This is a genomic window from Savagea serpentis (assembly GCF_015351395.1).
In the GTDB taxonomy this organism is placed as follows: Bacteria; Bacillota; Bacilli; order Bacillales_A; family Planococcaceae; genus Savagea; species Savagea serpentis.
The window spans coordinates 1,123,612-1,136,921 of record NZ_JADKPV010000001.1 but is presented as its reverse complement, the minus strand read 5'-3'; the positions used below and the strand labels follow the sequence as shown (position 1 = coordinate 1,136,921).

The following is a 13,310-nucleotide window of genomic DNA, read 5'->3' as shown; positions in this document are numbered from 1 at the left end:
GGAGATAAATTATGAAACTAAAACCGTATTTTGAACCGTATATCAAAACAGGGGATGCCATTTATGAGATTTTCGGGGATGATTGCGAAGTCGTCATTCATGATTTAGAAAACTTGCATGAAGCCGTCGTCTATTTACGTGGAAATGTAACAGGACGAAAGTTAGGCGCCCCCGTAACGGATTTCATTTTAAAAGAGATGAAAAAAGCACCAGACCAAATTCAAGACATTAATGGAATGATTACAACTGCACAAAACGGAAAAAAAATTAAAACATCCATCGTTTTCATTCGAGATGAGAACGAAAACATTGTAGGAGTGTTCGGGATTAATTTTGATTTGACAACCGCGATACAGTGGCAAGCGAGTTTAGATCAGTTGCTCAAGACGAAAGATGGGGATGCGAATGTTCAAGAACAATACGGAAATACAATCGATGAAGTATTTGAAAACATTATCGATCAAACATTTCGTGAGATGGACATTCATCCTCCTATACGCTCGAAAGAACAACGTCAACAACTCGTGCGATTACTCGATCAAAAAGGTGTGTTTTTAATTAAAAATTCTACAGATCGAGTGGCTGAAATATTGAATGTATCGAAACAAACCATTTATAACGATTTAGATCATAAATAGAGGGAGGGACGCTTGCCGTTCCTCCTAAAAGAAAATTTACAGAATTTTCTGTTAAAAGGGGAAATGAATATGACGCAAGCGAAAGATAAGGTGGTTGCACCGAGGCCGAGTTTGAAAGAGAAGCTAAAAAACATTGGACCCGGTGCGATTGTGACGGCATCTTTTATCGGTCCAGGAACAGTGACGACTGCGACGCGCGCAGGAGCTGGATTTGAATATGCAATTTTATGGGCAGTTATATTTTCGATTATTACGACAATTGTCCTCCAAGAAATGTCGATGCGTATCGGGATTATTGCTAACAAAGATTTAGGAAATGCAATTCACGATTTATTCACCAATAAACTGATGAAATTCGGCTCGATTTGGCTCGTTGCGATTTCAATTGGTGTTGGAAGTGCGGCTTATATGTCCGGAGATTTATTGGGAACGTCGATGGGAATCTCCACATTATTTGATATTCCACCTCATTGGGTGAGCCCGCTTATCGGCGTTATTATTTTAATGATTGGACTTAAAGGAAACTATAAAACGATTGAACGAGTGATGATTGTATTGATTGTTTTAATGAGTGCTACGTTCTTGACGACGATGTTTGTCGTGAAGCCGAATATCGGTGCAGTATTGCAAGGCGCGCTTTTACCACAACTGCCGACTGGTTCTATTTTGCTCGTCATAGCATTAATTGGAACGACGGTCGTCCCGTACAATTTCTTTATGCATTCGAGTATGGTACGCGAAAAATGGCATTCACCCAATGATTTACGTGTCGCACGTGCGGATACAGTCATTTCGATTACAGTAGGTGGTCTTATCACGGCTGCGATTTTAATTACAGCTGGAACGGTCATGTATGGACACGAAGTGCAATCGGTAGCAGATTTATCAATTCAATTGGAACCTCTTTTCGGTTCATGGGCAAAAACATTTATTAGTATCGGAATTTTTGCAGCAGGATTTTCATCTGCTTTAGCAAGTCCACTTGGTGCTGCATTGACTATTGGGAGTGTGTTTAAATGGGAAGGCGGCATGCAAAACAAACGTTTTAAAATAATATTTGCAAGCGTTATCATCATCGGCATCGTCACATCAGCATTAGGCTTTAAACCGATGGATGTTTTATTGTTAGCGCAAGTGTTAAATGGTATTTTATTGCCGGTCATCGCCATTTATTTAATGATTGTTATGAATAATAAAAAATTGTTAGGAGAGCATCGTAACGGATGGTTCATCAATATTGTTGGAACAATCATTACAGGAGTTTGCATATTTTTAGGTGGGTACAGTATTTTAGATGCTTTCGGAGCTTTTTAAAATTTGAGGCATAGTCGATTTTCATACGACTATGTTTTTTTAGTTGGACTCTATTTTATATTGAAAATATGGTATGATACAGCATACGAATACAATATAAATAATGGATGAGGTGAGAGCATGAGTCAAAAAAATAAAACAGTCGTCCGGTCGATGGATATTCTTGAGCTTTTTTATGATCATCCGGCTTTAACGTTTCAGGAAATGATCGATATTTCACAAATTCCGAAAAGCTCAGTTTATCGCATGATTCGATCTTTAGAAGATATTGGATTTCTAGAAAAAGGAGACGATGCGAAATATCGTCTCGGAACGCTTTTTTTGAAGTTTGGACATCTCGTATCCAGTCGCATCGATTTAAGACAAATTGCTTATCCTCATATGGATGCTTTACATGAACGTTTCCATGAAGCTGTCAATTTAACCGTGCGTGAAAAAGATGAAGCAGTATATATCGAAAAAATTGACCAATATCAACGAGTGAAGTTGTATACGGCAATTGGGCGTCGAAGTCCTCTTTATGCCGGGGCTTGTCCTCGTGCGATTTTATCCTTTCTAAATGAACAAGAATTGCGAGACTACCTTGAAAGAACGGCTCTTCATCCGATGGCACTTAAAACGATGACGGATGAAACGACGATACGTTATGCTGTATTGCAGGCGAGAAGAGATGGGTATACGGTCAGTTATTCAGAACTCGAAGATCATACAGCAGCAGTAGGTGCTCCCATTTTCGATTATCGTGGGGAAGTGATCGGTGCATTAAGTATGGCAGGACTCGAAGCGAATTATACAGAAGAGATCGTTCGTACATATGGAGTAGCAGTGAAAGAAGCAGCACTTCAAATATCTGAAAAAATGGGGTATGATCCATCGCATATCCATTACATTTAAAAAACCTTCAACTGATTAGCACAGTTGAAGGTTTTTTAGTTGCGTATTTTTAAAGCGATACCTATTTGAAGTTGACGAAATAGCCATTCTCGTTGTAAATAAAGGTGCTCAGCTTCTTGAGGGCTTATTTTTTTAAATTGTATTGCCTCCCCGGGACGTAATTGAGCGACTCGGGGTAAGTCTACAGAGATTACTTGCCCGATTTTCGGATAGCCTCCTGTCGTTTGACAATCTGCGAGTAAAACAATGGGAAGCCCGTTATTTGGGATTTGAATTGTACCCGCAGTTACCGCCTCAGATAACATTTCTTTTCGTTCTTTTAAACGTAAAGGTTCTCCTGATAAACGACACCCCATCCGGTCCGATTGAGCCGTCATCGTATACATTGTCTGCTCAAGCGCAAGTTTTGCATCTTCTGTAAAGTTCTCATATTGTAAGCCTTCTGTGAAACGGATGACCCGATTTTTTTCGAAAGAAACAAATTCTGAATGGCGAATAGACCAAGAAATCGACTCGTGTTCCAATACGTAGCGTTTCATTTGTTCGTTTTGTGCATGGAGTAGTCCGAATGGAATCGTATCCCCTCGTTGCAAAGCTCGTCCTTTCCATCCACCAATATGTGCGCGCAAATAAGTACTTTTACTATTCAAAACGCTCGGGACAAGAAGGCCACCTGCGAAAGCGACATAGGAACGCGAACCTTCCAAAGGTGCTTGAAAGCGCAATTCATCATCTGGTTGAGCGAGGAGAGGGCGCCACATCGGAATTTCTTTCCCATTGAGTAACGGTCGCAAATTTGCACCAGTAATTGCAAATAATGTTGCTTCATTAAATCGAAAAGCAGTTTGGAACATCGTCACTTCCATCGTCGCTGCATTTTCTTCATTACCGACTAGGATGTTAGCGAGGCGATGAGACATTAAGTCGGCTGCTCCACTTACGATGACGCCGTACTTTTGTAATCCGAAACGTCCACAATCTTGAATCGTCGCCATCAGTCCAGGATGAATGATTGTAATACTCATCGTTTAACCTCCTCTTCCCACTGTTCTTCAGAAATCGGCTGAAATTGAATGAGATCTCCTGCTCGCAACAAAGTAGGTGGAGTTTGTTCAGGCAAAAATAACTTCCGCGGTGTGCGCCCAATAATTTGCCACCCGCCTGGTGTACTTAATGGATAAATTCCGGTTTGTGCTCCCGCAATGCCGACCGAACCAGCTTCTATGTATAGCCGTGGTGTCGCTTTGCGTGGAGTGGCAAGTCGTTCATCCAATCCACCTAAAAAAGGAAATCCTGGTGCGAAACCTAACATATAGACACGATATGTGCGTTCGCTGTGAATCTGAATCACCTCTTCTTCGGTTAAGTGATGATGCTTCGCAACATATGCTAAGTCAGGACCATATTCTCCACCATATACGACAGGAATAGACACGATGTGTTCGACCTCATCAACCTTTTTCGTATATGAATGTTGCAGTAATTGTTCGATATAATTGGAAGCGATTTCAAAAGGAGAGTGTAAAAAAAGATTCTTTTTAGAGTATTGATTCAATTGTAAAACAGCGATTGGATCATAATAAATCGTTATATTTGTATAAGCAGGTACATATTCAATCATTCCTGGAAAAGGTTGAGCGTCTAATTGCTGTGTAAAGTGACGAATTTGTGAATAAATCGTGTCGTCAATCGTTTCGCCAAAAGAAATGTAAATCGCGTTCTCGCTAAGTGGTTTTAGGGAAACAGTTTCATTCATCGGCTTCTGCCTCCTTTTTAGTACTGATATACGAAACTAAAGTTTTGAAATTCGGGTATGCCTGTATTATAAATTGTTCTATTAAAAAAACAAGTGAAAGTTGTTAAAAAACTAAAAAGTTAGACTTTATTTTTTTAGAAAGAAAAAGGATGACGAATTTTAAAAATATGTTAGAATAAATTTTAACTTTCAGCACAGAAGTTTCGAAATATGAAACTAATAGAGAAAAATTATGGAGTGGAGGGCTTATGGAATGAAAACGATTGATTTAAATTGTGACCTAGGAGAAAGTTTCGGTCGCTATGAATTAGGTGAACAAGATGAAATTTTACAATATGTTACGAGTGCGAATATTGCCTGTGGTTTTCATGCAGGAGATCCTACTGTTATGAGAAAAACGGTAGAAAAAGCAGTGGAATACGGAGTGAAAATAGGCGCTCATCCGAGTTTTCCTGATTTAGTTGGATTTGGCCGCAGAGAAATGGCTGTTAGTCCACAAGAAGCTTATGACATGGTCATTTATCAAATTGGTGCATTACAAGGGTTTGCGCAATTGCACGGAGAATTGATTCATCATGTGAAGCCCCATGGTGCGATGTACAATATGGCAGCGAAAAATGAAGAACTCGCACAAGCGATTGCTCAAGCTGTTTATGACAGTTCGCCTACGTTGATTTTATATGGACTTGCAAACAGTGAACTGACGAGAGCAGGAGAAGCGCTAGGCTTAACGGTCGCTCATGAAGTATTTGCTGATCGCACATATCAGCCAGATGGAACATTAACATCTCGCACATTGTCAAATGCGATGATTATAGAGGAAGAAATAGCATTACAACAAATTGAACAAATGGTTTTGCGTGGGAGTGTAACAGCAGTAGATCAAACGGTCGTCCCTTTGGAAGCGCATACAATATGTGTTCATGGAGATACGGTACAAGCGGTTCATTTCGTGAAAAAAATCGCACAACATTTAACGAATAAAGAAGTGAAAATCGAGCCAGTTGGGTCGTCTTAGAAAGGAAGTTACACTATGAAGCAACCATTATTAAATGAACAACAATCATCCGCTACGAAAAATAGCGTGTTATTTGGAGCGGCATTTCTCATGGCGACCTCGTCTGTCGGGCCAGGATTTTTAACACAAACGGCAGTCTTTACGCAACAACTTGCGGCAAGTTTCGCTTTTGTCATTATGATTTCACTCGTCTTAGACGTATTCGCTCAAATGAACGTGTGGCGAATTATTGCGGTATCTGGCTTACGCGGACAAGAAATTGCGAATAAAGTGTTGCCTGGACTAGGATATGTGCTTGCTGCGTTTATCGTCTTCGGAGGACTTGCTTTCAATATTGGAAACGTTGCAGGAGCGGGGCTCGGTTTAAATGCGATGTTAGGGATTGATCCTGTCCTAGGAGCAGGAATTAGTGCATTATTCGCGATTTTCGTTTTTGCAGTGAAAGAAGCTGCAAAAGTGATGGACCGTGTCGCTCAACTTGCTGGCGTGACGATGCTCGGATTAATGATTTATGTCGCCTTTAAAACGACGCCTCCTGTAAAAGAGGCATTAGCGAATACGCTATGGCCTGAACAAATGAGTATATTTGCGATTATTACGCTTGTTGGGGGAACTGTTGGTGGTTATATTACATTCGCAGGAGGCCACCGTTTATTAGATGCAGGCATTAAAGGGCAAGAAGGGCTTCCGGATGTCACGAAGAGTTCCTTAATCGGAATTGGGGTAACAGGTGTCATGCGAATCGCTCTCTTCCTCGCGATTTTAGGAATTGTTTCACAAGGGTATGTATTAAATGAAGAGGGCAACCCTGCAGCTGAAGCGTTTCAATACGCGTTAGGAGATGTTGGGATTCAAGTATTCGGAATCATTATGTGGGCAGCGGCGGTCACTTCTGTTGTCGGAGCGGCTTATACGTCTGTATCCTTTATCCGCACATTTCACCCATTCATTGAGAAATATAGTAATTGGTTCATTATCGGATTTATTATCGTGTCAACATCGGTCTTTTTATTCATTGGGCGCCCAGTGCTCGTCTTAATTTTAGCAGGAGCGGCGAATGCTTTAATTTTACCATTAGCACTCGGTGTCATGCTCATTGCGGCTCATCGAAAAGACATTGTCGGTACGTATAAACATCCGAAGTGGTTGACGATTCCAGGTATTGTTGTCGTCATTATGATGGCAATATTTAGTGTGAAAACTTTGATGGAAGAGATTCCAAAATTATTTTCATAATGAAAAGCTCAACATCTACTAGGTGTTGAGCTTTTTCGTATGTTCAAAAGAGTGAGCGAATGTTACGATAACTAGAAGTTGAAAAAGGAGAAAGGAGAATGAAATGATTACGTGGCAACAACAATGGTTTGGAAATATAAAAGGGGATATTCTCGCAGGGATTGTCGTCGGATTGGCACTTATTCCAGAAGCACTAGCTTTTGCGTTTATTGTCGGCGTCGATCCGCGTTATGCACTTTATGCCTCTTTTACGATGGCTGTATTGACCGCCATATTCGGCGGTAGGCCAGGTATGATTTCAGCAGCGACTGGAGCGATGGCGCTCGTTCTTGTCAGTTTAGTCGCTAATCACGGAGTGGAATACATGCTAGCAGCGACAATTTTAACAGGGGTAATCCAGTGGATTCTCGGTGTATGTGGCGTCGCTCAATTGATGAAATTCGTGCCAAATTCTGTCATGCTCGGGTTTGTCAATGCGCTTGGGATTATGATTTTTATGAGTCAATTGCCCTATTTAATAGGAGGGGCGATACCTACTTATATGTATGCTATTGTGACACTTCTTCTCGTCTATATCATTCCGAGATTTATTAAAAGCATCCCTGCACCATTAATCGCGATTATCTTGATGACGACGATTGCGATATGGAGTGGTGTTTCATTACAGACAATCGGTGATTTAGGAACGATGCCGAGTACATTACCCGCATTTTTACTTCCCGATATTCCACTAACGTTAGAAACACTTTTCATCATTTTACCGTATGCTTTTGCTTTGTCGATTGTCGGTCTGTTAGAGTCTTTGCTCACAGCACAAGTGTTAGATGAAATGACGGATACAGAGAGCGATAAAAATAAAGAAGCGCGCGGTCAAGGGATCGCGAATACAGTGAATGGATTTTTTGGAGGAATGGCAGGATGCGCGTTAATCGGACAGTCGATCATTAATGTGAAGTCTGGAGGAAGAGGTCGTTTATCCACTTTCGTATCTGGTGTATTTTTACTCTTTTTAATACTCGTTTTAGGGGATGCTGTTGCACGCATTCCAATGCCGGTATTAGTCGGTGTTATGATTATGGTTAGCTTCACAACTTTTAATTGGGGTTCATTTCGCTTTTTACAAAGAGCTCCGCGAACAGAAAGTCTTGTCATGTTGATGACTGTACTCATTATTTTATATACTCATAATTTAGCAATCGGGGTCGTCATTGGTGTTCTATTAAGTGCTTTATTTTTTGTAGCGAATATATCGAAGTTGACCATTGAACGAAACGGTACTATCTATCGCATCCATGGACCTCTATTTTTTGCATCTACGACAGCTTTTATGAACGAGATGAAAAAATATCCATCAGATGATTGTATATTGGATTTTCAAGATAGTGCACTGTGGGATGAATCAGCAGCGAGTACGTTATGGAAATGGGTCACGCAATGTAAAGCGCGCGGTGTGCAAGTAGAAGTGATAAACTTAAATGAGAGAAGTAGTGCCTTATATGAAAAATGGAATGAGGAGGTTGGAAAATGAAAATTGGAGTCGCGATGGATGGTTCTTTCCATGCCGAACGTGCTGCGAAATATGCGATTGATCTCGCAAGTAAAATCGAAGGTGCGCGCGTTGAATTGTTAACGGTCGTTACGTATGATCAAATGAAGAAAGAACATTTGCTTACCCCGAGTCATGGGACGTTGGAAGTACAACGAAAAAAAGTATTTAAACGAGCGGTAGAATGGGCAGAAGAAGCAAATGTGGAGTTGAAGCAAACCGTTTTAAAAGGTGACCCGAGCAAAATGATTATGCAATATGCAGAAGCAGTCGATTTAGATTTGCTCGTCATCGGCAGTCGCGGATTAAATGCGTTACAAGAAGTAGTACTCGGAAGCGTCAGTCAAAAGTTAGTAAAACATATCGGATGCCCTGTAACCGTTGTGAAATAATAGGGAAAATACAAGCGATTTTATTGCAATCGCTTGTATTTTTTTACGTGAAAAAAAGAGGGAATGAAAAATATTGCGAGCATTTTCAGATTATTTTCGAAAAAAGCTATTCAAACAGAAAAAAATATGCTATCTTTTAACGACAGTGACGTTAAAGAGTCGTCAAATATAAAAAGAGGTGATCAACATGAAGGTCGAACAAATTGAAACAGCAGTCGAAGAAATTCATCCCCAAGTGATAGCGTGGAGACGTCATTTACATGCACACCCTGAATTGTCATTTGAAGAAGTCGAAACATCTGCTTATGTTGTGGAACAATTGCAAGTGATGGAAGGGATTGAAGTGACACGCCCAACGAAAACAAGCGTTGTGGGACGTTTGAAAGGTTTGGCAGGTGCAGGGAAAACGATTGCAATGCGCGCTGATATGGATGCGCTTCCAATACAGGAAGATGTGGACGAACCATATCGCTCTAAAAATGACAGTGTCATGCATGCCTGTGGACATGACGGACATACGTCTATGTTGCTCGGCGTTGCAAAGGTGCTTAGTGACGCACGTGAAAATCTTGTAGGAGAATATGTTTTTCTTTTTCAACACGCTGAAGAAGTACCACCAGGTGGCGCGATTGAAATGGTTCGTGCAGGGGTATTAAATGGTGTAGATCATGTGCTCGGTATGCATTTATGGTCGATTGAAAAATTAGGGAAAATGCAATTGACTGTTGGACCGATGTCGGCAGCTTCTGATATTTTTGACGTGAAAATAATTGGGAAATCTGGACATGCTTCAGCACCAGACGATGCAATTGACGCTTTAGCGATCGCTGCTCAAATTGTATCTAACTTACAAATGATTGTATCTCGCAGTCTAAGTCCTTTACAAAGCGGTGTATTATCGATTACACGTTTTAGAAGTGGAGAGGCGTATAATGTCATCCCCCAAGAAGCAACTTTTGGTGGCTCAGTGCGCGCATTAACCGAAGAAGTGCGTGAAACAATTAAAGAAAAAATTGAACAAATTAGCGACATGGTCGCTAAAGCGCACGGTGCAACGATTGAATTTCATTACGAATATGGATATGACCCTGTATACAATGATGAAACATTAATGCCAATCGTCGAAAAAACATTGCGTCAATTTGAAGATTTAGAAATTGAATATATTGAACCGATGCTTGGAGGAGAAGATTTTTCAGCATTTTCTAATGTAGTACCTAGTTGTTACATCGGAGTGGGAGCTTTAAAAGAGAGAGATGGCAAGTACTACCCGCACCACCATCCAAAATTTGAAATTCATGAAGATGCTTTTAAAAATGGGATGCGCTACTTTTTATCTGTCGCAACGACATTAGCGCAACAATAAACGCCACGTTTGAATGTAGGGGAGGACGACTCAATGTCGACACAAACAAAAAACAGTAAACCATCATTTTTTGATAAAATGTTAAACCGGATAGAGGTGGCGGGAAACCGTCTCCCAGATCCGATTGTCTTATTTGCGATGATCGCATTAATCATCGTCGTTATTTCATGGTTAGCATCCATTTTTAAATGGTCTGCCGTAAGTCCTGTAGATGGTGAAACAATCACTGTCCACAATTTGCTATCGAAAGATGGATTTATCGAGATGTTAACAGGCATGGTGAAAAATTTTAGTGATTTTCCGCCACTTGGAGCGGTGCTCGTCATTATGTTAGGGGTCGGCTTAGCGGATGAGAGCGGTTATTTTAAAACGATGATGAAGCGTGCGGTTGTCTCGACACCGAAGCGCATTATTATCCCGATGATTATTTTAGTTGGGATTATCGGTAACGTTGCAGGAGATGCGACACAAATCGTATTACCACCACTTGCAGCGACCATTTTAATGACATTTGGCTTTCATCCATTCGTCGGTTTGCTTGCCGCGTATGCCGCAACATTAGGGGCTTTCTCAGCGAATATTTTAATCGGAATGACAGATGTTTTAGCGGCGGGCTTTACAGAAATCGGTGCACAAACTGTGGATCCGAACTTTGTTGGAAATGCTGCGATGAACTATTATTTCTTAGCTGTATCTACGATATTCTTAATGATTGTTGCAACGTGGGTGACGTATAAATTTACGATACCTCGTTTTGGAACGTATGATGGGCCGCAGGAAGCACATGAAGCCATTACTGCAGATGAAAAAAGAGGTTTGAAATTTGCGAATATTTCGTTAATTTTCCTCGTCCTTGCTATTTTAGCAATGGTCATTCCAGAAAGCGGTTGGTTACGAAATCCTGAAACAGGTTCAATTATTCAAGGGTCTCATTTAATGAATTCTATCGTCCCAATTGTCATGATTTTCTTTTTAGTACCTGGTATTTTTTATGGAATTGGTGCCAAGACGATTCGTTCTACGAAAGATTTTGGCGGACATTTAGGCCGTGCGATGAGCACGATGGGGCCTTACATTGCACTCGTCTTTATTTCTGCACAAATGCTCGCATACTTCAATTCGAGTAATCTCGGACAAATTATTGCGATCAAAGGAGCAGAAACATTAGAAGGAATTGGATTTAAAGGAATTCCATTATTCGTGTCATTCATTTTCTTCGTTGCTTTTGTTAACTTATTAATCGGCAGCGCTTCAGCGAAATGGGCGATGCTCGCACCTGTATTCGTGCCGATGTTTATGTATTTAGGATATCATCCAGCGTTTACGCAAATGATGTACCGAATTGGGGACTCGATTACGAATCCAATTACACCGATGTTCCCGTATCTCGTCTTTATTTTGTCGTATGCGCAACGAATTGATAAAAAAGTTGGTCTCGGAACATTGATTGCCGGACTATTCCCGTATACAATCTTCTTTGGGGTGTTCTGGATTATTTTATTAATCGTTTGGTATTTGACAGGTTTACCGCTCGGTCCAGGAGCTCCTATTTACTGGAACAACTAAATGAACAAGACTGTGTGAAGACGTCATTATTCGGCGAAAGCGAAAGAATGTGTCATCACTCAGTCTTTTTAGTCTGTATAGGAGGAAGTGTATGTATCAAGTAGGTGTAGTCGGGCCAAAAGGGTCCGTAGAACGTATTGTGAAAATCGCACAACGGAGTGGAACGCCATTAGCGATGAAGCCCATTGTGTATGAAACAGCTATCGATGTTCCTCAAGTGATTGACGAAAAAGGAAAAAACTGCGACTATTTTTTATTTTCAGGGATTATCCCTTATATCATCGGTAAAGATGTGATTGACCCGAAGCGGGCTTTTTATGTGGAGTTGTTAGAAGCGGGTTTTTATCGTGCGATGTTAAATGTTATGCATCAAGTTGACCGCTTGCAAATACGTTTTGGCATTGACTTACCAGAACAAGGAGAAGTAGCGGAACATTCACTGGAGCAATTAAATATGTCGGTTCAATTGAGTTATGTCGAATATTTTGACCCTTATGATGCTTATCAAATGTTGATTGATAAACATACCGCTGCTTGGGAAGCGGATAAAGTAGATGGTGTGCTCACTTGTTATCCAGAAGTGAAGGCTGTATTGAGTGAACAAGGAATTCCAGTAGAATGGATCAGTACAACGAACCTTGCTACCCGTCAAGTGATTCAAGCGATTGAACAACGAGCAGAGGCCGATTATTTCAAAAGAACTCAAATTGCTGCATGTGCGATTCAAATTTTCGGTTTGGAAAAAAGGGGAGCACTTTCTTTTGATATTCAAACTGAAGCATTGCGCATTCAAATGGCAATGTTACAAATGAGTCGAGAATTGAACGGTTCGTTTTTCACATTGGGGCATGAGCGTTATATGATTATGACTTCTCGTGGTGAAGTTTATGATCAACTTTCTAAAATGCAATTGCAATTGGAACATATTCATAATGAATATAAATTAACACTACGAGTAGGCATTGGATTTGGAGACTCTGCTTTGCAAGCGGAGCAATATGCAACAGAAGCACTCCATTATTCAAAGACGAGTGAACAATCGATTGCCATTGCTTCCGCAGAAGAGGAAAAAGTGCCACAATTTATGGATCAAGTTGAACAACATGCGATGCCACAGCTTGATTATTTGCACGAACAGTTTCAAGAAAGTAAAGTAGCGCTTCATCATGTCGAATCTTTATATCGTACAATCTTATCAAAAAAATGGACGACCTTTACGACACAAGATGTGATGCTCGAGCTCGCCATTGGAAGTCGCACCGCTCAAAGATTGGTCAAAACTTTAGTAGAAGCTGATGTACTTTTAAAAGTTGGTGAAGAAAAACGCGGAGGGAAAGGGAGACCGAGTCCTTTGTATGAATGGACATTAACGTGATGAAGAAAGATAGAATGATGGGTGAATTAGTGCCGTTCATTTAAAAAAAATAAAATTTATATTGACAAATATTTAGACTCAGTTATGATGAACATACAATTACATTACGTTTTTTTCTACTAGGGGTGCCATTTGGCTGAGAATTACTCTTAGAACCTGATCTCGTTAATACGAGCGGAGGGAAGTAGATATTTATTTTTGCATACTTC

General features: G+C 40.5%; 12 protein-coding genes and 1 riboswitch. Of the genes, 10 read left to right on the top strand and 2 right to left on the bottom strand.

The window, feature by feature from the left end; translation table 11 throughout:
• The first annotated feature begins 11 nt into the window (after positions 1 to 11).
• The 3 genes from IRY55_RS05875 to IRY55_RS05865 all read left to right on the top strand — a co-directional run bounded on the left by IRY55_RS05875 (position 12) and on the right by IRY55_RS05865 (position 2,846).
• Positions 12 to 638, top strand: a complete 627-nt coding sequence (locus IRY55_RS05875) for a helix-turn-helix transcriptional regulator (RefSeq protein ID WP_194562304.1) — start codon at positions 12 to 14, stop codon at positions 636 to 638.
• A 69-nt stretch (positions 639 to 707) separates the two neighbouring features.
• A complete protein-coding gene (locus tag IRY55_RS05870; protein ID WP_194562303.1) occupies positions 708 to 1,952 on the top strand; it encodes an Nramp family divalent metal transporter in 1,245 nt (414 codons plus the stop codon).
• Positions 1,953 to 2,072: 120 nt separating this feature from the next.
• Positions 2,073 to 2,846 carry an IclR family transcriptional regulator gene (locus tag IRY55_RS05865; protein WP_194562302.1) on the top strand — a complete coding sequence of 258 codons (774 nt, stop codon included), beginning with the start codon at positions 2,073 to 2,075 and terminating at the stop codon, positions 2,844 to 2,846.
• Between the two features lie 35 nt (positions 2,847 to 2,881).
• On the opposite strand, the gene IRY55_RS05860 is transcribed toward IRY55_RS05865, so the two are convergent.
• Positions 2,882 to 3,871, bottom strand: coding sequence for a 5-oxoprolinase subunit C family protein (locus tag IRY55_RS05860; protein WP_194562301.1), 990 nt, complete (start codon positions 3,869 to 3,871; stop codon positions 2,882 to 2,884).
• A complete protein-coding gene (gene pxpB / locus IRY55_RS05855; RefSeq protein ID WP_194562300.1) occupies positions 3,868 to 4,602 on the bottom strand; it encodes a 5-oxoprolinase subunit PxpB in 735 nt (244 codons plus the stop codon). Before pxpB ends, IRY55_RS05860 begins: the two co-directional genes overlap by 4 nt.
• A 253-nt stretch (positions 4,603 to 4,855) precedes the next feature.
• On the opposite strand from pxpB, the gene IRY55_RS05850 reads away from it, so the two are divergent.
• From IRY55_RS05850 to IRY55_RS05820, 7 genes are all read left to right on the top strand, one after another.
• Positions 4,856 to 5,620 carry a LamB/YcsF family protein gene (locus tag IRY55_RS05850; protein ID WP_194562299.1) on the top strand — a complete coding sequence of 255 codons (765 nt, stop codon included), beginning with the start codon at positions 4,856 to 4,858 and terminating at the stop codon, positions 5,618 to 5,620.
• Between the two features lie 15 nt (positions 5,621 to 5,635).
• Entirely contained in the window at positions 5,636 to 6,856 is a 1,221-nt protein-coding gene (locus IRY55_RS05845; protein WP_194562298.1) for an NRAMP family divalent metal transporter, read from the top strand.
• A 103-nt stretch (positions 6,857 to 6,959) separates the two neighbouring features.
• Complete coding sequence (locus tag IRY55_RS05840) at positions 6,960 to 8,384, top strand: SulP family inorganic anion transporter (protein ID WP_194562297.1); 1,425 nt, start codon at positions 6,960 to 6,962, stop codon at positions 8,382 to 8,384.
• Positions 8,381 to 8,794: a universal stress protein gene (locus IRY55_RS05835; protein WP_194562296.1), complete on the top strand. Its 414-nt coding sequence runs from the start codon at positions 8,381 to 8,383 to the stop codon at positions 8,792 to 8,794. Before IRY55_RS05840 ends, IRY55_RS05835 begins: the two co-directional genes overlap by 4 nt.
• 187 nt (positions 8,795 to 8,981) lie before the next feature.
• Positions 8,982 to 10,160 (top strand): amidohydrolase, encoded by a 1,179-nt coding sequence (locus IRY55_RS05830; protein WP_194562295.1) that lies wholly within the window; start codon positions 8,982 to 8,984, stop codon positions 10,158 to 10,160.
• Between the two features lie 33 nt (positions 10,161 to 10,193).
• Positions 10,194 to 11,726, top strand: a complete 1,533-nt coding sequence (locus tag IRY55_RS05825; protein ID WP_194562294.1) for an AbgT family transporter — start codon at positions 10,194 to 10,196, stop codon at positions 11,724 to 11,726.
• A 91-nt stretch (positions 11,727 to 11,817) separates the two neighbouring features.
• Complete coding sequence (locus IRY55_RS05820; protein ID WP_194562293.1) at positions 11,818 to 13,101, top strand: hypothetical protein; 1,284 nt, start codon at positions 11,818 to 11,820, stop codon at positions 13,099 to 13,101.
• A 111-nt stretch (positions 13,102 to 13,212) separates the two neighbouring features.
• Positions 13,213 to 13,301: riboswitch (TPP riboswitch) on the top strand.
• The last annotated feature ends 9 nt before the right edge of the window (positions 13,302 to 13,310 follow it).